Source organism: Amycolatopsis minnesotensis, assembly GCF_039529815.1.
Classification (GTDB): Bacteria; Actinomycetota; Actinomycetes; order Mycobacteriales; family Pseudonocardiaceae; genus Amycolatopsis; species Amycolatopsis minnesotensis.
Map to the genome: position 1 here is coordinate 313,725 of NZ_BAAANN010000003.1, position 26,514 is coordinate 340,238.

General features: G+C 70.2%; 27 protein-coding genes, 1 tRNA gene and 1 riboswitch. Of the genes, 13 read left to right on the forward strand and 15 right to left on the reverse strand.

Annotated features, from left to right (window positions below):
- The first annotated feature begins 53 nt into the window (after positions 1-53).
- Entirely contained in the window at positions 54-1,799 is a 1,746-nt protein-coding gene (locus ABD256_RS05500; protein WP_344414217.1) for an IucA/IucC family protein, read from the forward strand.
- The gene (locus ABD256_RS05505) at positions 1,793-3,085 is read left to right on the forward strand and encodes a type I glutamate--ammonia ligase (protein WP_425546381.1); all 1,293 of its coding nucleotides are present in this window, start codon (positions 1,793-1,795) and stop codon (positions 3,083-3,085) included. The genes ABD256_RS05500 and ABD256_RS05505 overlap by 7 nt, the downstream gene beginning before the upstream one ends.
- Here the strand turns inward: ABD256_RS05505 and ABD256_RS05510 are convergent.
- Positions 3,045-4,283, reverse strand: coding sequence for a glycosyltransferase family 87 protein (locus ABD256_RS05510; protein ID WP_344414101.1), 1,239 nt, complete (start codon positions 4,281-4,283; stop codon positions 3,045-3,047). The two genes, ABD256_RS05505 and ABD256_RS05510, sit on opposite strands and share 41 nt — an antisense overlap.
- A 39-nt stretch (positions 4,284-4,322) precedes the next feature.
- On the opposite strand from ABD256_RS05510, the gene ABD256_RS05515 reads away from it, so the two are divergent.
- Complete coding sequence (locus ABD256_RS05515) at positions 4,323-4,628, forward strand: methyltransferase domain-containing protein (protein WP_344414103.1); 306 nt, start codon at positions 4,323-4,325, stop codon at positions 4,626-4,628.
- A gap of 89 nt (positions 4,629-4,717) precedes the next feature.
- On the opposite strand, the gene ABD256_RS05520 is transcribed toward ABD256_RS05515, so the two are convergent.
- The 3 genes from ABD256_RS05520 to ABD256_RS05530 all read right to left on the reverse strand — a co-directional run bounded on the left by ABD256_RS05520 (position 4,718) and on the right by ABD256_RS05530 (position 7,379).
- Positions 4,718-5,356, reverse strand: coding sequence for a DJ-1/PfpI family protein (locus tag ABD256_RS05520; protein ID WP_344414105.1), 639 nt, complete (start codon positions 5,354-5,356; stop codon positions 4,718-4,720).
- Between the two features lie 11 nt (positions 5,357-5,367).
- Positions 5,368-6,351, reverse strand: a complete 984-nt coding sequence (locus ABD256_RS05525; protein ID WP_344414107.1) for a GlxA family transcriptional regulator — start codon at positions 6,349-6,351, stop codon at positions 5,368-5,370.
- 62 nt (positions 6,352-6,413) lie between these two features.
- Positions 6,414-7,379 carry a GlxA family transcriptional regulator gene (locus tag ABD256_RS05530; RefSeq protein ID WP_344414109.1) on the reverse strand — a complete coding sequence of 322 codons (966 nt, stop codon included), beginning with the start codon at positions 7,377-7,379 and terminating at the stop codon, positions 6,414-6,416.
- Positions 7,380-7,493: 114 nt separating this feature from the next.
- On the opposite strand from ABD256_RS05530, the gene ABD256_RS05535 reads away from it, so the two are divergent.
- Entirely contained in the window at positions 7,494-8,132 is a 639-nt protein-coding gene (locus ABD256_RS05535) for an HD domain-containing protein (protein WP_344414111.1), read from the forward strand.
- On the opposite strand, the gene ABD256_RS05540 is transcribed toward ABD256_RS05535, so the two are convergent.
- Positions 8,104-8,526 carry an NUDIX hydrolase gene (locus tag ABD256_RS05540; protein ID WP_344414113.1) on the reverse strand — a complete coding sequence of 141 codons (423 nt, stop codon included), beginning with the start codon at positions 8,524-8,526 and terminating at the stop codon, positions 8,104-8,106. The two genes, ABD256_RS05535 and ABD256_RS05540, sit on opposite strands and share 29 nt — an antisense overlap.
- 248 nt (positions 8,527-8,774) lie before the next feature.
- Here ABD256_RS05540 and ABD256_RS05545 point away from each other — a divergent pair.
- Positions 8,775-8,848: transfer RNA gene (locus ABD256_RS05545), tRNA-Pro, on the forward strand.
- Between the two features lie 199 nt (positions 8,849-9,047).
- On the opposite strand, the gene ABD256_RS05550 is transcribed toward ABD256_RS05545, so the two are convergent.
- The 5 genes from ABD256_RS05550 to ABD256_RS05565 all read right to left on the reverse strand — a co-directional run bounded on the left by ABD256_RS05550 (position 9,048) and on the right by ABD256_RS05565 (position 12,199).
- Positions 9,048-9,257, reverse strand: a complete 210-nt coding sequence (locus tag ABD256_RS05550; RefSeq protein ID WP_344414115.1) for a hypothetical protein — start codon at positions 9,255-9,257, stop codon at positions 9,048-9,050.
- A gap of 294 nt (positions 9,258-9,551) precedes the next feature.
- A complete protein-coding gene (locus tag ABD256_RS05555) occupies positions 9,552-10,013 on the reverse strand; it encodes a tyrosine-type recombinase/integrase (protein ID WP_344414117.1) in 462 nt (153 codons plus the stop codon).
- Positions 10,014-10,040: 27 nt separating this feature from the next.
- Complete coding sequence (locus ABD256_RS05560; protein WP_344414119.1) at positions 10,041-10,607, reverse strand: hypothetical protein; 567 nt, start codon at positions 10,605-10,607, stop codon at positions 10,041-10,043.
- A gap of 810 nt (positions 10,608-11,417) precedes the next feature.
- Positions 11,418-11,837 (reverse strand): IS3 family transposase, encoded by a 420-nt coding sequence (locus tag ABD256_RS44340; protein WP_425546388.1) that lies wholly within the window; start codon positions 11,835-11,837, stop codon positions 11,418-11,420.
- Between the two features lie 71 nt (positions 11,838-11,908).
- Entirely contained in the window at positions 11,909-12,199 is a 291-nt protein-coding gene (locus ABD256_RS05565; RefSeq protein WP_344414121.1) for a transposase, read from the reverse strand.
- Positions 12,200-12,285: 86 nt separating this feature from the next.
- On the opposite strand from ABD256_RS05565, the gene ABD256_RS05570 reads away from it, so the two are divergent.
- Positions 12,286-12,819: a hypothetical protein gene (locus tag ABD256_RS05570; protein ID WP_344414123.1), complete on the forward strand. Its 534-nt coding sequence runs from the start codon at positions 12,286-12,288 to the stop codon at positions 12,817-12,819.
- 303 nt (positions 12,820-13,122) lie between these two features.
- On the opposite strand, the gene ABD256_RS05575 is transcribed toward ABD256_RS05570, so the two are convergent.
- Positions 13,123-13,548, reverse strand: coding sequence for an ATP-binding protein (locus ABD256_RS05575; RefSeq protein WP_344414125.1), 426 nt, complete (start codon positions 13,546-13,548; stop codon positions 13,123-13,125).
- Positions 13,549-13,779: 231 nt separating this feature from the next.
- On the opposite strand from ABD256_RS05575, the gene ABD256_RS05580 reads away from it, so the two are divergent.
- From ABD256_RS05580 to ABD256_RS05600, 5 genes are all read left to right on the forward strand, one after another.
- Positions 13,780-14,136 (forward strand): STAS domain-containing protein, encoded by a 357-nt coding sequence (locus ABD256_RS05580; protein ID WP_344414127.1) that lies wholly within the window; start codon positions 13,780-13,782, stop codon positions 14,134-14,136.
- 63 nt (positions 14,137-14,199) lie between these two features.
- Positions 14,200-15,885: a SpoIIE family protein phosphatase gene (locus ABD256_RS05585; protein WP_344414129.1), complete on the forward strand. Its 1,686-nt coding sequence runs from the start codon at positions 14,200-14,202 to the stop codon at positions 15,883-15,885.
- A gap of 274 nt (positions 15,886-16,159) precedes the next feature.
- On the forward strand, positions 16,160-16,387 hold the full coding sequence (locus ABD256_RS05590; RefSeq protein ID WP_344414131.1) for a hypothetical protein: 228 nt from the start codon (positions 16,160-16,162) through the stop codon (positions 16,385-16,387).
- Positions 16,366-17,601, forward strand: a complete 1,236-nt coding sequence (locus ABD256_RS05595; protein WP_344414133.1) for an FAD-dependent monooxygenase — start codon at positions 16,366-16,368, stop codon at positions 17,599-17,601. The genes ABD256_RS05590 and ABD256_RS05595 overlap by 22 nt, the downstream gene beginning before the upstream one ends.
- 278 nt (positions 17,602-17,879) lie before the next feature.
- Positions 17,880-18,872 carry an aldo/keto reductase gene (locus tag ABD256_RS05600; protein ID WP_344414135.1) on the forward strand — a complete coding sequence of 331 codons (993 nt, stop codon included), beginning with the start codon at positions 17,880-17,882 and terminating at the stop codon, positions 18,870-18,872.
- Between the two features lie 508 nt (positions 18,873-19,380).
- Here ABD256_RS05600 and ABD256_RS05605 read toward each other — a convergent pair.
- The 4 genes from ABD256_RS05605 to ABD256_RS05620 all read right to left on the reverse strand — a co-directional run bounded on the left by ABD256_RS05605 (position 19,381) and on the right by ABD256_RS05620 (position 21,828).
- Positions 19,381-20,367, reverse strand: coding sequence for an ROK family protein (locus tag ABD256_RS05605; protein ID WP_344414137.1), 987 nt, complete (start codon positions 20,365-20,367; stop codon positions 19,381-19,383).
- On the reverse strand, positions 20,364-20,663 hold the full coding sequence (locus tag ABD256_RS05610) for an O-linked N-acetylglucosamine transferase (protein WP_344414139.1): 300 nt from the start codon (positions 20,661-20,663) through the stop codon (positions 20,364-20,366). The genes ABD256_RS05605 and ABD256_RS05610 overlap by 4 nt, the downstream gene beginning before the upstream one ends.
- Complete coding sequence (locus ABD256_RS05615) at positions 20,660-20,986, reverse strand: 3-hydroxyacyl-CoA dehydrogenase NAD-binding domain-containing protein (protein WP_344414141.1); 327 nt, start codon at positions 20,984-20,986, stop codon at positions 20,660-20,662. The genes ABD256_RS05610 and ABD256_RS05615 overlap by 4 nt, the downstream gene beginning before the upstream one ends.
- A gap of 197 nt (positions 20,987-21,183) precedes the next feature.
- Entirely contained in the window at positions 21,184-21,828 is a 645-nt protein-coding gene (locus ABD256_RS05620; RefSeq protein ID WP_344414143.1) for a TetR/AcrR family transcriptional regulator, read from the reverse strand.
- Positions 21,829-22,400: 572 nt separating this feature from the next.
- Positions 22,401-22,477, forward strand: a riboswitch (S-adenosyl-L-homocysteine riboswitch).
- 14 nt (positions 22,478-22,491) lie between these two features.
- Here ABD256_RS05620 and metH point away from each other — a divergent pair.
- A complete protein-coding gene (gene metH, locus ABD256_RS05625; RefSeq protein WP_344414221.1) occupies positions 22,492-26,121 on the forward strand; it encodes a methionine synthase in 3,630 nt (1,209 codons plus the stop codon).
- Positions 26,122-26,165: 44 nt separating this feature from the next.
- Positions 26,166-26,489 carry a hypothetical protein gene (locus ABD256_RS05630; RefSeq protein WP_344414145.1) on the forward strand — a complete coding sequence of 108 codons (324 nt, stop codon included), beginning with the start codon at positions 26,166-26,168 and terminating at the stop codon, positions 26,487-26,489.
- Positions 26,490-26,514: the final 25 nt, after the last annotated feature.

Below are 26,514 nucleotides of genomic sequence, written 5' to 3' on the forward strand. Positions count from 1 at the left end.
CGATCGGATCGGCCGAAGCGTGGCGCGCGGCCGGATCGCTGGTGGTGCACAAGATGCTGGGGGAGCTGTCCTACGAACGCCTCCTGGAGCCCGAGGCCGCGGGCGAACCCGGAGGCGACGGGCACCGGCCGTGGCGGCTGACGCTGCCGGGCGACGTGCGGTACGAGTTCCGCGCCCGCCGCGGCGCGTTCGATTCGTGGTGCGTCGCCGCGGGCAGCGCGACCAGGGCGGCCGGTGACAATGCGCCCGAGTCCGCCGAAGACCCGCGCGCGCTCCTCGTGGACGCGCGGGCGGTGCTCGGGCTCGGCGGGCTCCGCCTCGCCGACGTGCTCGCGGAGCTGACCGCCACCGTGACCAACGAGGCCACCAGGATCGCCGCCGCGCCGACCGCGGCCCGGCTGTCCACTATGGACTACAACCTGGCCGACGGGTACCTCACCGGGCATCCGAGGCTGGTGCTGAACAAGGGCAGGATCGGGTTCTCCGCCGCCGACCGGGAGCGGTACTCGCCGGAGGCCGGTGCCGACGTGGTGCTGCGGTGGTTCGCGGTGCACCGCGACCACGCCCAGTTCCGCTGCGTCGACGGGCTCAGCGCGGAGGAATTACTGGCCGACGAGCTCGACGACGAGCAGCGCGCCGAGTTCACCGAGGTGATCTCCGACGCGGGCGCCGACCCGGCCGAGTACCTCCTGGTCCCGGTGCACCCGTGGCAGGCCGACGAAATCGTGGGCACGCTGTACGCGGGGGAGCTCGCCACCGGTGCGCTGATCGACCTCGGGCCCGGCTGGGACCACTACCGTCCACATCAGACGGTCCGGACGCTGGCGAACGTCGGCAGGCCGCAGCGCCGCGACGTGAAGACGGCCGTCTCGGTGCGCAACACGCTCGTCTACCGCGGCCTCAACTCGGCCGCGACGCTGGCCGGGCCCGCGATCACCGCGTGGCTCAAGGCCATCGACGCGGCCGATCCGGTGCTGTCCAAGGAATACCGGTTCGAACTGCTCGGCGAGGTGGCGAGCGTGTCGGTCCGGCACCCGGTGTTCGGCGCGCTCGAAGAGCTGCCGTACCGGTTCCACGAAACGCTGGGCGCGTTGTGGCGCGAGCCGCTGCTGGCCCGCATCGCCGACGGGGAGCAGGCGCTGTCCTTCGCCGCGCTGCCCTACCGCGGCCCCGATGGCGAGTCGGTGCTGGCCGAGCTGATCGGCCGCTCGGGGCTCGGCGCGGAGGACTGGTGCGGGCGGGTGGTCGACCTGCTGCTCACGCCGTTGCTGCGCTGGCTGCTGCGCTACGGCGTCGGGTTCTGCCCGCACGGCCAGAACCTGGTGCTGGTCGTCGACTCGTCGGGGGTGCCGCTGCGGGTGGCGATCAAGGACTTCGCGCAGGGCGTCGACCTCCTCGACGAGGACCTCGACTGCTACTGGTCGATGGCGCCGGAAGCCTCCGCCGAGATGCTGCGCTGGCCCGCTCACCTGCTGGCGCAGTCGCTGTTCAGCTCGGTGTTCTCCGGGCAGCTGCGGTTCTGGGCGGAGATCCTGCTCGACGACCTCGGCCTGCCGCGCGGCCGGTTCTGGGCGCTCGTGCGCGAGGTGGTGACGCGGTTCCGCGACGAGAACCAGGACCTGTCCGCGCGGTTCGACGCGTGCCGCCTGTTCGCGCCCGAGGTCGAGCGGGTGACCCTGAACCGCGAACACCTGGCAGGCAAGGGGTTCGACAAGGTGGAGCGGGACGACGAGTTCGACGTCCGCTGGGGCACCGTGCCGAACCCGCTGCACGCGCCGGACCCCGGCGGCGCGTGGTGACCTCCCGCCACCCGCTGGGGCCCCGCGCGCTCGCCGAACGCCGCCCGTTCAGCCCGCCGGAAGGTCGCCTGCTGCTGCTCGTGCCGGACCCGCACGCGCGGTTCGCCGCCGTCGAGCTGGACGCGGGCTTCGTCGCCGACGAGGTGCGCGAGCACGGTTACGGGCTCTGCACCTACGTCTTCTGCTGGAGCCCCGAGCGCACCGCGTTGTCCACAGTGGACGAATCGCTGCGGCGCTATGTCGACCGGTACGGCGATCTGCGGCTCCGGCCGGATTTCGCGTCGCTGACCGAGCTGCCGAACGGGACGGCCGCGGTGGTGTGCGACGCCGAATGGCCGAGCGGGGAGCCGGTCGCCGTCGCGCCGAGGCAGGTGCTGTCCGCGCAGCTGCGGGCGCTCGAAGAGGTCGGCCTCGTGCCCTCGGTCGGCATCGAGCACGAGGTCGTGTTCACCGGCGCCGACGGCGCGCCGATGACCGGGTACGGCGTCGACTACGCGCTCGGTGGCACCGAAAAGCTCGCGCCCCTGGTTCGCGAGCTTCGCGCCGACGTGGACGGCGCCGGTCTCGGCCTGGAGTCCGCGCGCGCCGAATGCCATCCCGGCCAGTACGAGCTGGTGCTGCGGCACCGCGACGCGCTGGCCGCGTGCGACGACGCGATGCTGCTGCAACACCTCGTGCGCACGGCCGCCGCGCGCCACGGCGTCGAAGCGCGGTACCTCGCGGCACCGGAGCCGGGGCAGGGCAGCTCGTGCCACGTGCACCTCTCACTGTCCACAGCGGACGGCCCGGCCGGGATGACGGGTGCGCTGGGGCACTTCCTCGGCGGCGTGCTGCGCGACGCCTCCGTGCTGACCCCGATCTGGGCGCCGACCTGGAACTCCTACGTGCGGCTGCGGACCGCGCCGTTCTCGCCGAGCGAGCTGCGCTGGGGCACCGACGACCGGACCGCCGCGGTCCGGCTGGCCGGACGTGGCGACTCGGCGCGGCTGGAGTTCCGGTTCGCCGGCGCCGACGCGCAGCCGCACCTCGTCGTGGCCGCGCTGCTGGCAGCGGGCCGCGCCGGGATCGAAGACGGCCTGGCGGTGCCGCGCGAAGGCACGCCGGTCGGCGCTTTGGCCAGCACGCCATGGGACGCGTTGCGCGCGTTCACCGGCAGCGCGCGGCCCGCCGAACTGCTGGGCGCCGAGCTGGCACATCAGCAGGCGGCGCTGCTCTCCGAGGAACTGGACGCCGGCCTCGGCGCCGTCACGGACTGGCAGCGTCGACGGGCTCGGCTTCGGGCTTGACCGGCGCCGGCCCCTCGGCGCGCTTGGCACGCAGGCGCGGGATCGCGTAGGCGATCAGCAGCGGGACGCCGACGAGCACGTACGACGCGGTGAGGACCTGGTCCTTGATCGACCACAGCTGCGTCACCACCGGGAATTCGGTGTCCGGCAGCGCGTGGAACGGCGCGAGGTAGAACACCGCGACGGTGGCCAGCCCCGCGACGAGCCAGCCGGCGAAGCTCGGCGACCTCGTCGACCACCGCCTGCCGAGGTACCCGGCCATCACCAGCACGGTCGGCACCACCCAGACGAAGTAGTGCGACCACGACGTCGGCGACACCAGCAGGCCGAGACCCGCGTTCGCCATCAGCGCCAGCACCGGCTCCGAGTTCCGCATCGCCAGTGCCACCAGTACGAGCAGGGCCGCCGCGAGGAGCAGCCACAGCGCCTTCGCCACGCCTTCGGGCATCCCCGTGCGGACGAGCACCGCTTCGATCGTCTGGTTCGTCTTGAACGCGGTGCCGCTGACCCCGGCGGCGGCCGAGCCGCCCTGAAACCAGTACCGGATCGACGCCGTCCAGTCCACGCCGAACCCGACCGCGCTGGCCACCAGCCAGGTGACGCCCGCGGTGACCGCGGCCTTGTAGTCCTTGCGGACGAGGAAGTAGAGCAGGAACGCGGCGGGGGTCAGCTTGATCGCGGCGCACAGGCCGATGCCGAAGCCCCGCGGCCACACCGTGCGGCCCGCGAGGCAGTCGATCGCGATCACGGCCATCATGATGAGGCTGACCTGGCCGAACTCGAAGGTGTCGTTGACCGGCTCGAAGAACAGCGCGATGGGCAGCGCGACCGCGGTGACCATGATCCCGCCGCGCCGGTCGAGCTTGGCCCACACCCGCCTGGCGACCAGGTACAGCGTGATGCCGAGGCACCCGATGTTGATCGTGTAGAGCGTCGCGATCGCGGCCGTCCACGGCAGGATCGCGAGCGGCCCGAGGATCAGGATGGAGAACGGCGGGTACACGAACGGCAGGCTCGCGCCGTTGGCGACCGGGGGCAACTGGCCGTACATGTCCTGGTCGTGCCACCACGCCTGGACGCCGTAGCGGTACACCTCGAGGTCGAGATGCGCGTTGGGGAGGTCGTCGAGGAGCAGCCGGACGGAGAAGTAGAGACCGACCGCCGCCAGCGCGAGCACGCCCCAGAAGTATTTTCGCATCGGGGTCGAGAATAGAACGTGTGCCGAGCGTGTTCGCAGTTGACCTGGGGATCGCGGTTTTCTGGTGCGCTCGCGGCCACCCTGCTGGACAGCCGCCCCGGCGACGTGGTGCTGGACCTCGGCCGCGGCCCCGGTGCGGACCTGGCCGCCTTCGCCGGGGCGGCGGGTGCGGACGGTCACGTCATCGGGATCGACCACGACCCGGCGCCGCTGGGGAAGGCCCGCGCCGCCGCGCACCGAACTGCGGAAGGCGGCATCCACGCGCTCGGCCTCCCGGACTCCTCCGCCGACAGGGCGTACACCGACCGGGTCCGCAGCACGTCGGCGATCCGGCGGCGGTCGTAGGGGAGCTGCGGCCCGGCAGGCTCTTCACCGTCCAAAGTGGAGGGCTGATGACGGTGCGGGGCGCCGGGATCGCGGCGATCACGGTCCTCTCAGCCCTGAAGGATCCGCCCGCTCATCGCGCGTATCCCGTCGACGATCTCCGCGGGCGCGGTGTCGGGCCTGCCCGCGTCGTACGGCGGTTCCGGCGCGTACTCGGCGCCGAGCTGGATCCGTTGTGCCACCTCGTCACCCGCGATCTTCCCGGCCAGCGTCAGCGCCATGTCGATGCCTGCCGACACCCCGGCCCCGGTGACGTACTTGCCATCGGTGACCACGCGCTCGCTCACCGGGACCGCACCGAACGAAGGCAGCAGGTCCAGCGCGAGCCAGTGCGAAGTCGCCCGCCGCCCGGAAAGCAGCCCCGCGGCACCGAGGATGAGGGACCCGGTGCAGACCGACGTCGTCCAGGTGCTCGTCGCGTCCACCGCGCGCAGCCAGTCCCGTACCGGACCGTCGGCACTCGGTCCGCTGGTGTCGGGGCCGCCGGGCACCAGCACGATGTCCGGCGCCGCGATCTCGTCGATCGAGGCGTCGGCGACGATCGTGAGGCTGCCCGCGTCGTTGCGGACCGGTCCGGTGCGTTCCGCGGTGAACACCACCTCCGCACCGGGCAGCCGGCAGAGGATCTCGTAGGGGCCGACCGCGTCCAGCGCGGTGAACCGGTCGTAGAGCAGGATGGCAACGCGCATCAGGATTCTCCTCAGTGACGTGCCGGTCGCGGTCCGGGACGGAACCGCCGCCGGTATTCGGCGGGGCTCACTTCGAGCACCCGCAGGAACGCCCGCCGCATCGCTTCGGGCGTGCCGTACCCGCAGTCGCGGGCCACTTCTTCGACGCCGCGGCCGGTGTCTTCGAGCAGCCGCCGTGCCGCCTCGACGCGCACCCGGTCGACGTACTGGCCGGGGTTCACCCCGACCTCGGCGGCGAACACGCGCGCGAACTGCCGCGGCGACAGGCTCGCCTTCCTGGCGAGCGCCTCCACCGAAAGATCGGCGTCCGGGTGCTCGGCGATCCACCGCTGGACCTCCCGCACCGGTTCGCGCTCGGCCACCTGCGCGGAGAGCTGGGTGCTGAACTGCGCCTGGTTTCCCGGCCGCCGCAGGAACATCACGAGGTAGCGCGCGATCGTCAGCGCGATTTCCCTGCCGAGATCCGCTTCGACGATCGCCAGCGCCAGGTCGATGCCCGCGGTGACCCCGGCCGAGGTCGCCAGCGGGCCGTCCTCGACGTAGATCGGCTCGTTCGACACCAGCACGTCGGGATACCGCTCCGCCAGCGCGTCGCAGTAGGCCCAGTGCGTCGTCGCGCGGCGGCCGTCGAGCAGACCCGCTTCCGCCAGCAGGAAAGCGCCCGTGCACACCGAAACCACGCGTGGCACGCCCGCGCCGTTGCGGCGCAGCCAGCCGGTCAGCTCCGGAGGAGGCGACCAGGTGCCCTCACCGCCCGGCACCACCACGAGGTCGGGGACGGCGGTCTCGGCGAGATCGGCGTCCGGGGTGATCCGCAGCCCGCTCGAAGTGCGTACGGCCGCGCCGCCGACGCTCGCGGTGGTGATCGCGTACGCGGTCTCTTCGCCGTGCGCGCGAAGCCAGCCGTTGGCGCTGGTGAACACCTCCAGCGGGCCCGTCACGTCAAGGCTCTGCACCTTGTCGAAGAGGAGGAAGAGCACCGCCGAGGTCCGCATGTGCTCCATGCTGGCCGGGCGTCAGCATGACGGCAACGTCGAAGAACCCACCTTTTCTGCCATCACGCATCGTGACGACGGGCCGATCGGAACCGCTGCTGGTAGGCGCGGGGCGGGACGCCGAGCCGCGACACGAACGCTCTGCGCAGAGATTCCGGGCTGCCGTAGCCCGCGCCCCGCGCCGCCTCGGTGACCGAATGCCCGCGTTCGAGCGCGGCCTGCGCGTGCGCGAACCGCACGGATTCCACGTACTTCGCCGGCGTCGTGCCGAGTTCGTCGGCGAACAGCCGGGTGAGGTGCCGTGTGCTCACCGATGCCTGCGCGGCGAGCTTCGGGATCGAATGCTCGGCAGCCGGATCGGCGGTCACCGCGTCGAAAACCGCGCGCAGCACGGGTTTTCTCGGCCGCAGGCGGGGAAGCGGCGGCGAGAACTGGGATTGCCCGCCTGGCCGTTGCAGGAACACCACGAGCGACTGGGCCACCTGGCGGGCGAGCTCGTCGCCGTGGTCGTCTTCGAGCAGCGCGAGCGCGAGGTCGATGCCCGCGCTGACCCCTGCCGAGGTGAAGACCGCGCCGTCCTGGACGAAGATCGCGTCCGGCTGCACCGTGACGGCCGGGTACCGGTCACGGAACCGCTTGGTGTGGCGCCAGTGCGTGGTCGCGCGCCGCCCGTCGAGCACCCGCGCGTCGGCGAGCACGAACGCGCCGGTGCAGATCGAGCACACGCGACCCGACGCGGCGGCCAGCCCGGCGACGGCGTCGCGCAGCCCGGTGTCGACCGGATGCTCGGGGAGCACGTCGCCACCCGCCACGAGCACGGTGTCGAAGCGCAGTCCCGGGTCCGCCGCGTCGGCGTCGACGGGGATCCGCATCCCGGTGGACGAGCGCACTTCCCGCGCCCCCACCGAGCACAGCGCGAGGTCGTAGGAGGCGCCCATCCGGTTCGCCTCGGCGAACACCTCGCTCGGCCCCGCCACGTCGAGCAGCTTCACGCCGTCGAAGACCACCAAACCCACCTGGTGCTGCACGGGCGCCCTCCGGTGTCCGAATCCGTGCGGTCTCCGTCCGGGTGAGCGGAGCGCGGGCACCCCGGCGGCGGCCACCCTTGTTCACGGACGGTAGTACACGCGAAGGAGCCCGCCATGACCGAAACGATCGCCGGGATCGAAATCCCCGGCACCGCACTGGTGAAGGAAGCAACGGAACTGGTGCGCGACGCCGCCCCGCCACTGCTCTTCGACCATTCGAGGCGGGTGTTCCTGTTCGGCTCGCTCAAGGGGCGCCGCCGCGGGCTGGAGCCGGACCCCGAACTGCTCTACGTCGGCGCGCTGTTCCACGACCTCGGCCTCACCGAGCGGTACCGCCGCACCGACCAGCGCTTCGAGGTCGACGGCGCCGACCTCGCCCGCGACTTCCTGCTGGCGCACGGCAGGACCGAGGCCGAGGCGCGCCGGGTCTGGCTCGGCATCGCGCTGCACACCACGCCAGGCGTGCCGGAGCACCTGGAACCGGAGGTGGCGCTCGTCATGGCCGGGGTGGAGACCGACGTGCTCGGCCACGACCTGGCGGAGATCGCTGACGACGACCTGGCGGCCGTCACCGAGGCGCATCCGCGGCCCGCGTTCAAGGAGGGCATCCTGCGCGCCTTCTTCGACGGCATGAAGGACCGGCCGGGCACCACGTTCGGCACGATGAACGACGACGTGCTCGCGCACTTCCAGCCGGATTTCGCGCGCGAGGACTTCGTCGGCATCATCCGCGGCTCGGCGTGGCCCGAATAGCCAGCAGCCCCCGTTCGCGCAGGTGGTCGAAGACGAGCCGGTTGATGGGGGACACGCGGTCGCGATCGTCGTAGGTGAGCCAGGCCAGCTCCGCGATCTCGCCGCTCGCGACGAGCGCGCCGGAGAACTCGGCGGTGTAGCAGGTCATCCGGACGAGCACCCCGGCCGCCTTGCCGTGCGCCTGCGCCTCGAACACCCCGAACCGCACGGCACTCGCGGCCTCGATGGCGACAGCCAGCTCTTCGCCGACCTCCCTGACCAGGGTCTCGACATCGGCCTCACCCGGCTCCCGCTTGCCGCCTGGCAGGTAGAACACGTCCTTGCCGTGCGAGCGGGCACCGAGGACCCGCCCGTCCTCCACCCGGAGCCAGGCGATCTTGTCGATAGGAGCCACGGGCCGGGACGCTACCGGATTCCCTTGTGCGAGCGGGCGCATCCTATCGAGCTGGGAGTCGCACGACTGGGGCCGACGGAGCGCCGCTTACCCGCTGACGGTGTCCACCCGCTCCTCCGCGCCTCGGCCGCGAGACCGCCTGCCCGCACCGTTTCCGCAGGTCGGCGGCAACAGGCGACCTGCCTGCGACGGGCGCCGGATGACCAGCTAAGCTCTCCGCATCGAACTTCACACGAGGTTCGAAGGCCCGGGCTGTGGCGCAGTTTGGTAGCGCACTTGACTGGGGGTCAAGGGGTCGCAGGTTCAAATCCTGTCAGCCCGACCGGGCAAGAAACCCCGCTGAGATGGACGTTGGTCCAGGTCAGCGGGGTTTCTGTTGTGTACAGCCAATCCTAGAAGTGGATCTAGGTTAGCCATCCGTGGGGACACTCCGGGGACAGGCTGTTGGTACTGCGCGCCTGCGGCATAAGAGCGTTCGATCAACACCCTCCTTCCCATGCCGCAGGTCCCCCCGTGTTCGGTTACTTGCTCTTCCGGCGCTTGTCGGGCGACTGGTTAGTCGGCTTCAGGGAAACCTTCTCGTCGGACGCTTTGGCTCGCACCGCGGCCTGGGAGCGTTCCAGCTCGTAAGCCATCAAGCCTGTCGGCGTGTTCTGGCCCGCCAACCGCTTGAGGTTCGATACGTCCTTGTCACTCCAGGCCTTACCCGACTTTTTCGGCGTCTTCGCCATGTGTCACCTGCTAATGCGAGCGCGAGCACCTTGGCAGAAGGCGGCCATTGCCGCTGCCTCCTACCAGCTAGTACGGTCACAAGGCATTCCCCAATGCATCGGACCCCGGCCTGGGCGCTGACCCCGGTCGGGGTCTTTTCCTGCTTGCGTTCCGTGAAGTGTATCGCAGTTCCGACCAAGCGCTACTACATGTTCGGGTGTCTTGACAGCATCACCACTATATGTGCTGCCAAGTGGCAGCGGAGCGTAGTGGTGTCACATCTGTGGGAAACGGTGTGTGCCCGAGGCTGGCCGTTAGACGGCCCGTAGTCTCGGCCGCTTCGGTGCAGATAGGTGCTTGGTCAGAAGCTCGCCAGCGTCCGTGATCGACTGCCGGTCGGGGTGGAGATATCGCTGTGTGGTCGAGAGCGAGCCGTGTCCGGCGATCTTGCGCAGTACGTGCACGGGCACGCCGGCGTCGGCCATCCACGTGAGCCCGGTGTGGCGGAGGTCGTGGCGCCGGAGGTGCTTGAACCCAAGTTTCGTGACCACCTCGTCCCAATGGGTCGCGTCCCGCAGAATGGCGGTGGTGATCCGACCGCCACGCGGGCCTATGAACAGACGGGCCATCGGATCCGGTCCGACCGCGTCCAGGCGGCTCGCCACCAGAGGGCGGATCTCCTCGATCAAGGGAACGTCGCGGACCCGGCGGCCCTTCGTGCCCTTGTCGACCAGGCCGCCGGGCGCGGTGGTCGTCTGTCGCCGAACCGTCGACAACCACTTCTCGCGGTCGATGTCGCAGACTCAGACGCCGGAGACTTCACCGATCCGGGCAGTTGTAGACGCCATGAACTTGACGATGTTGCCCCAGTCAGGGAATTCGTTCGCCGACCGCGCAACCAGCGCGTCCGCGAGCTGCACGAGCGTGGGCCAGCCCGGAAGCGCCAACGACCGCGGGTCGTCCAGTTCGTCCTCGGCCAGCTCGAATTCACGCTGCCATCCGGTGATGCGGGCAGGGTTGCGGCTGATCAGTTCGTCGCGGTGTGCCTGCTCCATGACGCGCACAAGCATCGCGAGGCTGTTCTTGATCGTCGACTTGCTGTACCCGTAGGCGATCCAGCCGGTCGCGGCGCGGTCGACGACGCCGTAGGTGATCATCCGGACGGGCAGGTGGCCGAGTGTTGGCTTCACGCGCTTTCGCCAGCCCGCGAGGTAGGGGTCCGTCGTTTTCGCTGCCAGGCCACGGATCGCGCCGGATAGATTGAGGTCGCCGTACTCGGCGAGCGGCATTTTCGCCGCTGTGGGGTCGACGCCGCTTTTCGCGGCGCGTTCCATGCTCTCGATCCACGCCTTAGCTTCGTCGTCCGTCACGTGAGACCGCGAGATTGACGGGTAGTCGGCAGAACCCGGGTCGCTCCACCGCACACGAGCACGATACGGCTTGGGGCGCCCTTCTCGGTACTCAATGTCGGTCGCAAGCGATACGCCCATGGGGGCGACGTGTACCTCTTTTCGGCTGAGTCATGTTGCTTCTTCTAGATCGGCGGCATGCATTCTGGGGACAAGACGAGTAGGGAGTTTCGCTGAGAATCACGGCAATCTTCCTGAGTGGCGACCATTGACTACCTTGACCTCGGCGGAATCACGGTAACTCAGGATTCTTGGCAGAACAAGCGACAGTGCAATTCTCTAAAGTCGCAATTTTTGCAAGTTTCGCAAGTGTGTCAGCAATTTCATTAATTGTCTGGATTGAGGTGCCGGAAGATTTCGGACAACGTGTCATTCGGCTTCTTATGTCGCCCTGTTTCGTTCAATCCACTCGTATTCTACTTCGTTGGGAGTGCGGTAGTCAATACTAGAATGGAGCCAGATCTGGTTGTATAGCAGTTCGATGTAGCTGATGATGTCTTTACGTGCGTGTTCGCGCATTGGGTACTCGGTGCGATTGACTCGCTCGTTCTTCAGGGGTGCCATTGAACGATTCCGCCCAGGTATTGTCGTAGCACACTCCGGTGCGGCCGACAGATCGCCGTGCGCCCAGTTCTTCGGCGACGGTGGCGAATTCCACGGAGAGGTACCGTGTCCCACGGTCACTGTAAAAAAATGGTCACACCACGACGGAATGGATGATTTCGGGCAGCCATGCGCAGCGCGACGGTCACCAATTCCGTGCGCATATGCTCAGCGAGGGCGTAGCCGACAAATTTCTTTGAGAGGCAGTCGAGTACGGTCGCCAAATACGACCATCCCTCCCGGGTGTGAATAGGTGATATCACCGACCAACCTGGTCGCTGGCTCAGTCGCGGTGAAGTCGCGGTTGAGCAGGTCCGGAAGGTCCGCGGCGTCTCCGGTGATCGTTGTCACTGGCCGCCACGGCCGCGGCTGGCGCGGGACAAGGCCCAGGTCACGCATGATCCCGCGAACAGTCTCCGGGTCCACTCTTGTGCCACGTCGCACCATCCACGCGTGCACACGCCGATACCCATAGGTTCCATTGGAGTGCTCGAAGGCGAAGCGCACCTCCGCCTCCAGGATTTCCCGACGCCGCGCCGTTGTCGATGGCTCACGGTTCTTCTGGTCATAGTAGCCGGATCGAGACACGTTCAACCATTCACACCTATCGACGACACCGTAGTTGCCTTCCTCATCGGCGATGAGTTCATATCGTGCGATTATTGATATTTCGCCGCGAAGAAAGCAGTCGCTTTTCCCGGAAACTCCATCTGCTCTCGGAGCTTGCGATTCTCCTTCTCCAGCTCTTGGAGTCGCTTCCGCTCGTCGGATGTCAGGTCTGCTGGTTCCACCCGAACCGCGCGGTACGCCTTCACCCAGTTCCGAACACTCTGCGGGGTAACCCCGCAATCATGCGCAACGTCGACCACCGGCCGCGACTTCTCCACCACTTCGCGAGCAGCAGCCTCCCGGAACTCCGGGGTGAAACCACGCGACTTGTTCTGCGTCACCACAACTCCGCTCAGTCACCCAAATTTTACTTTGGGTCGCTGTCTGGAATCTTTCGGGTCCCTCAATGAAACCCCAACACCATCTGATGATCGCAGCTGTTGCCGCTACGGCGTTGACGATGACAACGACAACACTGGCCTCCGCGACTGACGCCCAAGCTGAACCCGTTCAGGACATGGCTACCGCGCACTCCACCCAGTCCAGCATGGCGAACGAGAAGGGGTGGTCTGTCCGCATCAAAGGCGGCGCGCGCTACACACCCGGCCTCTTCGAAAGCAACATCCTCGCTGACGTCGAGTACACCTGCCCTCAAGGGGGACTGACAGGGGTCGGAGCGTCGATCGCGGCGACCTTCGAACAGAAAACCCGGAGCGGCAAGACGGTGATCGCGACGACCCCGGTCGGGTACCACGTGGACAACTGCGCTGGTTCCACACCCCGTACGAGGCTGGTAGTCATGCAACTCCGCGACCCGACCGCCAACTGGGACCGCGATGTCCACGTGTTCGAAGTGACAGCGAAAATCGGCCAAGGCAACATAGTGCGCAACGGCAAGCCGATCAAAGCCACCTACAGCCAAGACCGCTACTGCATGGCCGCCAGCGCCGAACTATGCTGAACCAGGAGATGCAGCGCAAGCCCAAAACGTCAGTGACAACTTCTTGGGTCGCCAAGGTTCGCTCGCTGCGAGGCACCACCAACACCCTGGTGGGTGAGGCAAGGGCCAGCTTAGCTCGGTAGGCACCTTCCACTTCGGCGTCTCATGAGCACCGTGGTCGTGCCCCGCTTCGCCGAAACGGACAAGCGGGCGCTCGACTTCCACCGTCCGGCCAAACCCGAGGAACCGCCCTGGATCGCGTGTTCCCGGTGTCCGGCTCGGTCGGCGCTGCTCTGGCGGGCACCGGAAGCGCCGGCGAGGACTTCACCGGAGAACAGTGGTGCGGTGGTGGCAGGGCATCTCGGCCCATACGGTTTTGTGCCGCCGCCGGGTGTGGACACCCCAGCTGGTGCTGATCGCCGCGATCAGCACCATTCCCCGGCCGTGCACTGCCTCGGGGACTCGTTCCGGTCGCCGATGCGGCCGAAGCCGAGGACGGGAATCGTCGACTTCGATCCGCAGGCGCGTCCGGTCGGCCGGTAGGCACAGCCGGACCGCGGTGACGCCCGCCGCGTGCTGGTGGGCGTTGGTGACCATTTCGGTGATCAGCAGTTCGGCATCGGCTGCGCACTCGCGAGCGACGCCGTCGAGCCGGGCCCGGAGCCAGGACCGTATTTGAGCCAACGGCGGCATGCTGTTCGCGTGGCCCGCGGCGAGGTCGAAGTCGAACCGGGTTTCGCAGGTAGCCATCTCTCTCCCCTCAGCGGGCTTTCCCCGCCGGAGTCGAGAGCGTGGGAGCCTGACCGGAGTACCCCGTGCGGTCCGCGTTCACACTCGAACACGCTCGATCACGTTGACCGGACTCGATTTTCGGGGACCGGGACTGGTGGCGGAGACGTGGTGCCGTGAGAAGGGTGCAGTGGTGCGTGGCAGGTGAATCGGTGGGACGATCGAGCTCTTCCAGAGTGAGGGGGAGCCACCATGTTGGTTCCGACATCCGCTGTGCCGTTGCCGGACCACTCCGGCCGATGGGCTGTCCTGGCGCCCTCCGGTGAGGTGGACCTCGCCCTCGCCCCCGTGCTGCGGGAGGCCATCGACGCACTGGTCGCCGAGGACCGGGTGTGGATCGTGCTGGACATGACGCTGGTGAGTTTCCTGGATTCGGCCGGGCTGGGGGTCGTGGTCTACGGGATGCGCCGGGTGGAGCGGCGGCGGGGGAGCCTGCGGCTGGCGGGTGCGGGCGCTCAGGTTCGGCGCCTGCTTGAGCTGACCGGCCTGGACGGTGCGTTCGAGGCGTTTCCCGACGTCGAAGCGGCGCGCGGGCGGGGGATTGGCTGACCTTTGGACATCGGAGACGAGGTGCGCGGAATGTCGCGAGTGGACAGTGCATCGGGAGCGGATGTGCCCGGATCCGCTGTCACCGGTCCGGCTCTGGTGTCCGCGTTGTTCGCGGCCGCGGGCGCCGGGGTGTACGCGGTGGACGGCGAAGGCGTGGTGATCGCGTGCAACCCGTGGGCCGAGCGGGTCCTTGGCTACGCGCCGGGCGCGCTGATCGGGGTGGACGCGCATCGGGTCCTCGATCCCCGTGCCGGCGACGGCAGGGGCCTGCCGCCGCAGCGGTCCGTTCTCGAGGACGTGGCGCTGGGCAAGCGGGCCAGTGGTGACCGCGCGATCCTGGTGCGCGCGGATGGCAGTGCGTTGCAGGTGTGGTGGACCGCGGCCCCGCTGCCGCCGGAAGCGGGCCACGGGCAGGGTGTCGTGGTCGTTTTCCACGACGCCTCGGCCCGCCGCGAGCGCGACGACCGGCGCGCGGACCGCTACGCGCACAGCGAGACGATGCGGGAGCAGGCCGAGTACGACCTCGCGCAGATCACCTGGCTCAGCGAGGTGACGCTGGCGATGGTCACCACCCTCGACGCCGATGAGGCCCTGCGGCGCCTGGTGCGGCTGCTGGTGCCCCGGCTGGCCGACACCGCCGTCATCCACGACGTCAACGGCCGCGCGCTTCGCCGGGTCGCCTGGGCCCACCACGTCCCGGACGTGCTGCCCCCGGATCCCGCCGCGCGAGGCGGTTCCCTGCCGGACCACCCCGCGCACGCCGCCGCGCTGGCCCGCGTGCTGCGGGGCGCCGGGGTCCAGACCGTCGCCGTCCCTCCGGCGGCGGGGGCGGATCTGCTGAGCGTGGTGGAAGCGGTGGAGACCCTTGTCATCCCGTTGCGGCTGCGCGCGACCACGTTCGGCGCGTTGACGCTGGCCCGTGCGGCGGCCAGCCCGCCGTTCAACGAAGCACTGCGCGCGGTGGCCGAGGAAGTGGCCCGCCGCGCCGCGCTGGGCCTGGACAACACGCGCCTGCACGCCGACCAGGCCGATATCGCCGCCACCCTGCAACGCGCCCTGCTCACCGAGCTGCCCACCGTGCCCGGGCTGGCGCTGGCCGCGCACTACCAGCCCGCCCAGAGCGCCGCGGAAGTCGGCGGCGACTGGTACGACGCCTTCCCCCTCGACAACGGCGACATCGCCGTCGTGATCGGCGACGTCACCGGGCACGACATCCAGGCCGCGTCCCGCATGAGCGAGCTACGGAACATGCTGCGCGCGCTGGCCGTGGACCGTGCGGAGGAGAGCCCGGGGCAGATCCTGCGGCGGCTGGACACCGCGCAGGCCCGGCTCACCCTCGCCGACTCCGCCACGGCCGTCCTCGCCCGCCTGCACCCCGGCCCGGACGGCTCGTGGGAGCTGTCCTGGTCCGTCGCGGGCCACCCGCCACCCCTGCTGATCACCGCCGAGGGAACCGCCACCTACCTCACCGGCCCGCACGCGATGCTCCTCGGGGTCCGCCCCACCCAGCCGCGTCCCACCGAGCATAGAACGCTGCCTCCCGGTGCCACGCTCATCCTCTACAGCGACGGCCTGATCGAATCCCGCACCCAGGACATCGACACCGGCCTGACCCGCCTGCGCCAGCACGCCTGCGCCCACCACGGCCTGCCCCTGTCCGAACTTTGCGCGAAGCTGGCCCGCGACCTCGGCGACACCCGCGACGACCTCACCCTCATCGCCACGCGAACCCCGCCCGGCTCCCGCTAGACCCGAACGCCACGTCAATACGACGAGGCAGTAGCGAGCCGTAGCCGACGGCCAGCGCCCGCGCTGACGGACTTGGGGCGGCGCCGCAGGAGGCCGAAGACCGGCCGGGAGCCCTCGCGGGGCTGATTCCTTGACACCGCAACGATTTTTTGGCCTTCCGAGCCCTCGGTGATAGTGGGCGCCATGGACTATGACGTTGTGGTGGCTGGGGGCGGCCCGGTCGGACTGATGCTGGCCTGCGAGCTCCGGCTCGGAGGCGCGCGGGTGGCCGTTCTTGGGCGAGCGGAACGGCGGGGAGGGAGGCGGGGCCGGCCGAGGGCTCGGGTTCGTCGGGCACTTCGCCGGGATCGTGCTGCGCGCCGACTTGGTCGACCGCACGGAGCCGGGCCTCGGCGACGCCGGACCCGCCGCCGAGGTCGCTTTCGTGGCGCAGCAGGACATCGAGCGGCTGCTCGGCGAGCGGACGAGCTCGGCGTCGACGTGCGCCGGGGGGTGGAGCTGACCGGCTTCGACGCGAACGCCGGGGCCGTCACCGCGCGGACCAGCCATGGGACCCTGCGTGCCGGTTGGCTCGTGGGCTGCGACGGCGGCCGCAGCGCGGTCCGCAAGCTCGCGGGGTTCGAATTTCCTGGTACGGACCCGGAGATCACCTGTCACCAGGCGGTCGTGGAGATGACCGGCGCCGAGGACCTGAAGGTCGGCTGGACCGCCACGGACACCGGGGTGTACGCCTACGGGCCGATGCCGGGCCGCGTCGTCACCGTGGAGTTCGACGGCCCGCCGGCCGGCCGGGACGCACCGGTCGCCCCCGAGGACCTGCAGGCGCGGCTGCGCCGCGTGTCCGGCGTGGACGTCACGATCACCGGGGTGCGGACCGCGACCCGCTTCACCGACCACGCCCGCCAGGTCACCGAGTACCGCAAGGGCCGGGTGCTGCTGGCGGGCGACGCGGCACACGTGCACTCCGCGTTCGGGAGCCAGGGGCTGAGCCTGGGTATCGGGGACGCGATGAACCTCGGCTGGAAGCTCGCCGCGGTGATCGGCGGGTGGGCGCCGGAAGGGCTGCTGGAGACGTACACCTCTGAGCGGCACCCGGTCGGCGCGTGGGTCCTGGACTGGACTCGGTCCCAGGTCGCGGCCATGCGCCCGGACCCGCGGTCCCGGGCCCTGCGCGAGATCGTCAGCGACCTGGCGGGGACGGTCGTGGGCACCACGTACCTCACGGCGCGGCTCAACGGTGGCGGGGTGCGGTACGAGCTGCCGGGCGAGCACCCGCTGACCGGCCGCAGCGCCCCGGACCTCGAACTCACCGGCGGCGGCCGACTCGCGGACCACCTTCACGGCGGCCGGGCGCTCCTGCTCGACCTCACCGACGACCCGGAGCTCCGGGCCCTCGCCGCGGGGTATGCCGGCCGCGTCGACACCCTGACGGCTGGCTGCCCGTCCCGCCCGGAACTGGCGGCGGTCCTCGTCCGTCCGGACGGCTTCACGGCCTGGGCTGCCGACGCGGTGACGCGGGTGCCGGCGGCCGGACTGGCGGAGGCGCTGGAGAGGTGGTTCGGAGTGCCCGAGGGTGCGGTGCCGCCCGGTGCGGCGGCCGTCCGCACCCGGGCGGAGCGGAACAGCTCGCATCGCGATCCGGAAGCACTTGCCGACGTGGTGCTCCGGTACCCGGCTTGCCCCCGCGTCCACGGCCAGAGGCGAGCAGCGTCGTGACCTTCTTCGGCAGAGCGCAGGGAACAACCGTCGTCGCGTAGTGGATCATGTGGCACGCCTGGTCATACTCGCCTCGGACGAGGAAGGGCGACCTGCTGTCGGTGGACCGTTGCATCCGCTCCCACTCCCGCTGTGCCTGGCACGTCGGCGGTGCCGGTTCTCCGGCTTGACCTTGAGCGCGCTCCAGGCCCTAGCGTCGGGGGCGTTCGTCAGTCTTCGAGGTCACCGCAGTCTTCGAGGTCACCGCCCGGTCCGCCGGGCAGGAGGAGTGTCCGCGCATGATCACCCGAACCACGTTCGGCTCGCCCGGTCTCACCGTCAGCGCGATGGGGCTGGGGTGCATGGGAATGAGCGAGAGCTACGGCGCCGCCGACTGGGACGGCGGCCTGGCCACCATCGACCGGGCCCTGGAGCTGGGCGTCACGTTCCTGGACACCGCCGACGCCTACGGCACCGGGCATAACGAGGTACTGGTGGGCCGGGCCATCCACGGCCGCCGGGACCAGGTGCAGCTGGCCACCAAGTTCGGCATCGACCGCAGCGCGGGCGACCGGGCACGCCACATCCGCGGTGCGCGGGACTACGTGCTGCGCTCCTGCGACGCCTCGCTGCTGCGGCTGGGCGTCGAGGTGATCGACCTGTACTACGCCCACCGCCCGCCCCAGGACGTGGAGATCGAGGAGACCGTCGGGGCGATGGCCGAGCTGGTCGAGGCGGGCAAGGTCCGCCAGCTGGGCCTGTCCGAGGTCGACGGCGAACTGCTGCGCCGGGCGCACGCGGTGCACCCGATCGCCGCGGTGCAGAGCGAGTACTCGCTGTGGACCCGCGACGTCGAGGCGGTCATCCCGGTGCTGGTCGAGCTGGGTGCCGGGCTGGTGCCGTACTCGCCGCTGGGGCGGGGGTTCCTGACCGGCGCCCTGGACCGCTCCGCGCTGGGCGAGAAGGACTTCCGGCGCACCAACCCCCGATTCACCGGCGAGGCGGGCGAGGCCAACGAGAAGATCGCGCAGACCGTGCGCGAGGTGGCCGGTCGGCTGGGTGCCACCCCGGCCCAGGTGGCACTGGCCTGGGTGTACGCCAAGGCCGAGCGGCTCGGGGTGGCGGTGGCGGCCATTCCGGGCACCCGCAGCCCGGCCCGGCTGGAGCAGAACGCGGCGGCGCTGGAACTCACCCTGGACGCTGAGGCGCTGGCCGCGCTGGACCCGCTCAGCGACCAGGTGCGGGGCGAGCGCTACACCCCCGCGCACACCGCTGAGGTCGCCCGGGGCTAGCCGGTCACGGCGTCCAGCTCGACCACGTCGTCGAGGTCGTGCCAGCGCCCGTTCCCGCACCGTGATCGACCGGCGCCACCTGCGCCAGTCATCGTGGTGGATCAGTCGCCGGCCGGATCTTCGCCCGGCGACTGTCGGGCGAACTGGGCGCGGACACCCTGAACGCGGGGGTGAAGCAGGCCGCGACGTCCTTGTCCTTCTCGCCGTCACGGAGGGAGATCACGAGCGAGGGCGCGCCGGTGTCCGGCGTCTGCGCGGCCGGGCGCGCGGTGACCACCGCGGCCCGGCGTGCGCCCGGCCGTTCGACGACCCCGGCGACCGCACACTGTGTCCGATGTGGACGGTGTATGCACGGCCGCCCAGTTCGACCCGGACCTGCCGGGACTCAGCGGGGGCGTGGCCGGGAGCACTGGTCAGGGTTTCCTCCGGCGCGGGTCGAGGTGCACCTGTCGAACATGTGGGCACGGGAGGGCTTCCGCCACGAGCCGGTGTCATCGCGGGACCCGGGTCACGGGGCTACCGGCTCGCCGCCCGTGCGCTGCTGGACATCGTCACGGACTGAACGGGCGCCGTCCCGCGCGAATGCCGCCGCGTGCACCGCGCCGTGCAGCGAGGACAGGCCACCCAGCAGGGCGGGGCGGACCGGCGCCGGCACGTGGCCCGGGCGCGCGAGGGCGGCGCAGTGCCGCGCGACCTCGTCGGTGAAACCCGGTACGGCCGCGGCGAACCCGCCACCGACGACCACCAGCGACGGGCGCACCAGCTCGCCGACGCCGACGAGCGCGGCGGCCAACGCGGCGCTCGCCCGCTCCACCGGCGATCGGGCCCAGTGCGCTCCCATCCCGGCCGCCGCCAGATCCGGTCCGGACACCGGGCTGCCGCGGGCGCGACCGGCCGCGGCGAGGATCGCCGGGCCCGACGCGATCGCCTGCACACATCCCCGCCTGCCACACGTGCAGCGCGGGCCGTCGAGGGCGACGACGACGTGGCCGAGCTCGCAGGAGCCGCGGCCGGGTCCGGGGCAGGGCCGCCCGTCCAGCACGATCCCGCCGCCGATCCCGGTGCCGACGCCCACGTACACGAGGTCGTCGCAGGAGGCCGCGCGGGACTCGGCGAGCGCGGCGAGGTCACCGTCGTCGGCGATGGCCACGGGCGCGCCCCCCACCATGGCCCGCAGCCGTTCCCGGATCTCCAGCCCGGCCCAGCCCGGCCGCGAGGGCCACGCGGCGACGACACCGCCGGAGACCGTGGCCGGCAGCGCCACCCCCATCGCCGTCAACGGCGCGGGCGTGCCGGCACGCAGGTCCGCGATGGCGGCGGTGAGGCGGTCCAGGTCCGCCTGCGAGCCGTCGCCTTCCTGCCACCTGAAGGTCTTTTCGAGCACCCGATCGCCGTCCTCGACGCGCAGCGCCACCTTCGTCCCGCCGATGTCCACGCCGAGCAGCGCACCGCCGCCGGGCCGGTGCGCCACCTTGCCACTTGCCACCCCGGTCATGACGCCGCCGCTCGCCGCGCATCGGCGTTTTCGACCAGGGCGAACCGGATCGCGAGCGAAGCGGCGTTGGCCGCGTGCAACGCCTCCTGACAGCCGGTGGCCGGGTCCTGCTGCCCCGTCGCCACCGACGTGACGCTGCGGGTGGCTTCCAAGCAGGCGGCACACGCCGCCAGCACCGCGTCCGACCCGCTGCCGGCGTCCTCGAGCAACTCCAACAGCTTGGTGACGCCGACGTGCACCTCGCCGACGGCGTCCACGTCGACGCAGTCCGGCGGTGGGACGGGGGTCGGGTTCACTGCGGTGCCTCCCGTGGCCGGAGGAGAGCGGGGATCAGGCTGGCGTCAGCACGAAGAACCGCCCCCGTGCTGGTCCGCACTCCCCGGATGACCTCGACCGCCGGGATCGGGCACGGCGGGTTCATGAAGTGCGTGCCGATCAGCCTGCCCGGTTCGGGGACGTAGCCTGCCACCTCGTCGATGGGAATCGATCCCCAAGCCCGTCGTGCCCCCGCCGACCACGGCGGGGGAGTGGTTCCCGGCCTGTTCGCCCAGCACGTTTCCTCCGCAAGAAAGGCGTCGATCCCGCACCTCCGGCACGCACTCGCACTGTTCATCTTCATCGAGAAGACCGGCGCGCACCCCCCTAATGCTCCCCCTGGGTTCCCCTTATTCGCATAGCCGGAGAATCATTCCGCAAAATAGCGTTCAGCGCGGATCGGCAGTCCTCCATGCGCCGGTGGATCTCATCCCGTCTTCGTCCGGGTGTGCGGTTACCACCCCCTAAGCAGCCCCTGAACCCCCCAAGATCTATTCCAGCTCATTTCCCGCGGCATTCGACCTTCTCGGTATCGTTTCGGTGCGAGACGCCGTGTTCGACGGCGTCGAAAGCACGTTTCAGGTGCTGGTGATGTGCCGTGACGACCTCGGCCAGGTCATCGCCGGCGAGCCGTCGCCGCACGGTCGCCACGACGACGGTGCGGTACGCGGCGACGACCAGTGCGGCGGCGAGGGCGCTGTCACCCGGGAACCGGGTGTCGGCTTCGAGTTCCCCGGCCAGCGCCACCTCGATCTCGTGCTCGAACACGCGAAGCCGCGCGATCAGCGCGGGTGCTTCGGCGACGATCCGCATGAACGGTTCGATTCCCTCGTTCAGCACCGACAGCGGATGTCGTTCCCCGGTCAGTGCCAGTGCGGCCCGGCGGATCGCTTCGACGGCGCTGACCTCGCTCGCCCGTTCGCGAAGGGCGGTCCGCACGATGTCGGCCGCGTCGGGCAGCCGATCGAACAGGAGGTCTTCCTTCCGCTCGAAGTGCGCGAACACCGTCACCTTCGACACTCCGGCGGCAGCGGCGACTTCGGCGATCGTGACGTCGTCGAAGCCGCGTTCGAGGAACAGCGCGGTCGCGACCGCGGCGATGTGTGCTCGCGTCTTCGACCCGCCGCGATCTCCCCGGTTGGGCATGTGACAGCGCCTCCTCGTCCTGTCGTGTTTATTCAGTAACTTTACTTGATAAGTCTACTGACTAAAGGCTGTTGGACCAGGCTAAGGGGTACACCATGCGGCGAACTGACGTGATGGGGACGACCTGTTCACCGTGCCCGGCGTGACGATCAGGGTGCTCGCGCTGTCCTCCGGGGCAGGCTGGCGGGCTTCGCCCACGACGGCCGGTGGAGCGGAAGGTCGCGGATGTCGCGGCCCAGCCTGCTCGTGCGGCCGGACGGCATTGTTGTCTGGATTGTCATCTGGATTTTTCATCTGGATTGTCATCTGGGCCACACCACCGGACGGTGACGCGCGGGCGCGGCCCGACGCCGCCATGACGCGGTGGGCCGGCGCACGAGCGGAGGCGCGCAGCTCCTGAAAGTGGCCCGGGGTGGCGGGGAGCCGCGGGTGAGTGTCCGGAGTGGACGGTCCACTGTGGCCGGATACCGGGCGGGGCTGATCGCTGCCGGAGCGCGCCGGCGAGGGGCGCGCGCGGTTCGCAGTGGGTGGGAACCTGGCGTAGGAGCCGGTTCGCCCACTATCCTGGTCGTCGAGCCGAGAGGCGCTGCAACGGGTTCCGGCCCGCCACGCTCGGCTCGGTGATCTTCCGCAAGGGCGCCTCCCACTACCTGGGAGGTGGCTGTGGTCAGCGTGGCGAGCGGCGAGAAGGCCCTGCGGGAGCTTCTGGACCAGCGGGTCGTGGTCCTCGACGGCGGCTGGGGCACCATGCTCCAGAACGCCGGGCTCACCCCGGCGGACTACCGGGGCGACCGGTTCGGCGACCACCACAAGGACGTCACCGGCGATCCGGACCTGCTCAACCTCACCCGCCCCGACGTGATCCTCGACGTGCACCGCCAGTACCTCGCCGCGGGCGCGGACGTCACCACCACCAACACCTTCACCGCCACCAGCGTCGGCCAGGCCGACTACGGCCTGGAGCCGCTGGTGCGGGAGATGAACCTGCGAGGCGCCGAGCTGGCGCGGCAGGCCGCCGACGAGGCGGGCGGGCGGTTCGTGGCGGGGTCCATCGGCCCGCTCAACGTGACCCTTTCCCTGTCGCCGCGGGTCGAGGACCCCGCTTACCGCGCGGTGTCCTTCGACCAGGTCCGCGCCGCCTATGCGGAGCAGGTCAAGGCGCTCGCCGACGGCGGCGTCGACGTGCTGCTCGTCGAGACGATCTTCGACACGCTCAACGCGAAGGCGGCGATCTCTGCCGCCCGCGAGGTCGCGCCGCACCTGCCGCTGTGGATCTCGGTGACGATCGTCGACCTGAGCGGGCGCACGCTGTCCGGCCAGACGGTCGAGGCGTTCTGGCGCTCCATCGAACACGCCTCCCCGCTGGTGGTCGGCGTGAACTGCTCGCTCGGCGCCGAGGAGATGCGGCCGCACGTCGCTGAGCTGTCCCGGCTCGCGAACACCTACACGGCGTGCTACCCGAACGCCGGCCTGCCGAACGCCTTCGGCGGCTACGACCAGACCCCCGGCGAAATGGGGCAGCTGCTCGGCGACTTCGCCGACACCGGGATGGCGAACATCGTCGGCGGCTGCTGCGGGACCACCCCGGAGCACATCGCCGCGATCGCCTCGGCGGTGTCCGGCGCCACGGCGCGCCCGGTCCCGGTGCCCGCGGCGCGCACCCGGTTCAGCGGTCTCGAACCGTGGGAAATCACCGAGGACACCGGGTTCGCGATGATCGGGGAGCGCACCAACGTCACCGGCTCCGCGCGGTTCCGCAGGCTGATCGAAGGCGACGACCACCAGGCCGCCGTCGACGTCGCGCTGGAGCAGGTCCGCGGCGGCGCGAACGTGCTCGACGTCAACATGGACGCCGACCTGCTCGACAGCGAGCGGGCGATGACCACGTTCCTGAACCTGATCGCGACCGAGCCCGAGGTGGCCAGGATCCCGATCATGATCGACAGTTCCAAGTGGACGGTGCTCGAAGCGGGCCTCAAATGCGTGCAGGGCAAGGGGATCGTCAACTCGATCAGCCTGAAGGAGGGGGAGGGGCCCTTCCTGGAGCAGGCGCGGCGGATCCGCGACTACGGCGCCGGTGTCGTGGTGATGGCCTTCGACGAGCAGGGCCAGGCCGACACCGCCGACCGCAAGGTGGAGATCTGCGGCCGCGCCTACGACCTGCTCACCGGCCAGGCGGGCTTCCCCGCCGAGGACATCGTGTTCGACCCGAACGTGCTCGCCGTCGCCACCGGCATCTCGGAGCACAACGGTTACGCGAAGGCGTTCCTCGACGCTCTGCCCCGGATCAAGCAGCGGTGCCCCGGCGCGCACACCAGCGGCGGGATCTCGAACCTGTCCTTTTCCTTCCGCGGCAACAACGTGGTGCGCGAGGCGATGCACTCGGCGTTCCTGTTCTACGCCGTGAAGGCCGGGCTGGACATGGGGATCGTCAACGCCGGGCAGCTCGCCGTCTACCAGGACATCCCGGCGGACCTGCTCGAACTCGTCGAGGACGTGCTGTTCGACCGGCGGCCCGACGCCACCGACCGGCTGGTCACCTTCGCGGAGACGGTCAGCGGCTCGGGAACCCGCCGCGAGGTGGACCTGTCCTGGCGCGACGCGCCGGTGGCGGAGCGGCTGTCGCACGCGCTCGTGCACGGCATCGTCGACTTCATCGAGGACGACACCGAAGAAGCCCGGCAGTCCATGGCCCGCCCGCTCGAAGTGATCGAGGGCCCGCTCATGGACGGGATGAAGATCGTCGGCGACCTGTTCGGCGCCGGGAAGATGTTCCTGCCGCAGGTGGTCAAGAGCGCGCGGGTGATGAAGCGCTCGGTCGCCTACCTCGAGCCGTTCATGGAGGAGGAGAAGGAGCAGGCACGGCTGGCAGGCAACGTGGTTTCCGGGCACGGCAACGGGAAGATCGTGCTCGCCACGGTCAAGGGCGACGTGCACGACATCGGCAAGAACATCGTCGGCGTCGTGCTGGGCTGCAACAACTACGAGGTCATCGACCTCGGCGTGATGGCACCGGCGGCGAAGATCCTGGACACCGCGGTCGCCGAGAACGCCGACGTGGTGGGCCTGTCCGGGCTGATCACGCCGTCGCTGGACGAAATGGTCAACGTGGCCACCGAAATGCAGCGCCGCGGGCTGAAGCTGCCGCTGCTGATCGGCGGCGCCACCACCTCGCGCCAGCACACCGCGGTGCGGATCGCGCCCGCCTACCACGGGACCACCGTGCACGTGCTCGACGCGTCCAGGGTGGTCGGCGTCGTCTCGAACCTGCTCGACCCCGACCGCGCGGAAGGTCTCGACGTCGCCAACCGGGAGGAACAGGAACGCCTGCGCGAACAGCACGCGAACCGTCAGCAGCGCCCGCTCCTGACCCTGGATCAGATCCGCGCGAACCCCGAGCGCGTCCCGTTCGACGAGCTGCCGGTGCCGGAGTTCACCGGCGTCCGCACCGTGCGCCCCGCGCTCGCCGAACTGCGCGAGATGATCGACTGGCAGTTCTTCTTCCTGGCGTGGGAGCTGAAGGGCAAGTACCCGGCGATCCTGGACCAGCCGGTGGCGCGCGAGCTGTTCGACGAGGGGACCGCCCTGCTCGACGAGATCATCGAGAAGGGGCACTTCCGGGCGGAGGGCGCCTACGGCTTCTGGCCCGCGCGCTCCGACGGCGACGACATCCTGCTCGACAACGGAGTGGCATTCCCGATGCTGCGCCAGCAGACCGAGAAGCCGACGGGACGGCCGAACCGCTGCCTCGCCGACTACGTGGCGCCGGAGGGCGATCACCTCGGCGGGTTCGCGGTGGCCATCCACGGCGCCGAAGAGCTCGCCGCGCGCTACGAGGCCGAGCACGACGACTACAAGGCGATCATGGTCAAGGCGCTTGCCGACCGCCTCGCCGAGGCGTTCGCCGAGTACCTGCACCTCCAGGCCCGCCGCGAATGGTTCGAGCCCGGTTCCGAACCGGCACTCGAGGACCTGCACGCCGAACGCTTCCGCGGCATCCGCCCCGCGCTCGGCTACCCGGCGAGCCCGGACCACAGCCTCAAACAGGAGCTGTTCGACCTGCTCGACGCCGAGGCCATCGGGATGGAGCTGACGACCTCGTACGCGATGACCCCGGCGGCGAGCGTCAGCGGCCTGATCTTCGCGCACCCCGGCTCGCGGTACTTCACCGTGGGACGGCTCGGCCTCGACCAGATCGAGGACTACGCGAAGCGCCGTGGCCTCGACATCGCCGAGGTCGAACGCTGGCTGCGGCCCAACCTCGCCTACGAACCCCAGGGCGACACGGCCTGAGCCGGACACCGGGAACTGTCGGGGTCGCGGCGCATACTGGACCGATGACCGAGCCGATCCCGCTCTTCCCCGCGCCGACGGTGGATCCGGCCGTGTTCGCCGAGGTCCAGCACGACCGGTTCCGCGACCACAACATGCGCATCGGGCTGTCCGCCGCGGTGCACGCCTCCGCGGACCGCCCGTGGATCAACGGGCTGACCCTGCTGGCGCCCGCGTGCCACCAGGGCTGGTCCGGCCTCGGCTCGGGTGAGCTGACGCCGACGCGCCACGAGGTCACCTGCCTGAAGTGCCGCCGGATCCGCGGCTTCGGCAAGGACGACGGGTCGCAGTACGTGCTGTTCGCGCTGCCGCCCGCGGGCACCGGCTGACGCGAGCGCGCCGTGGGGGGATACC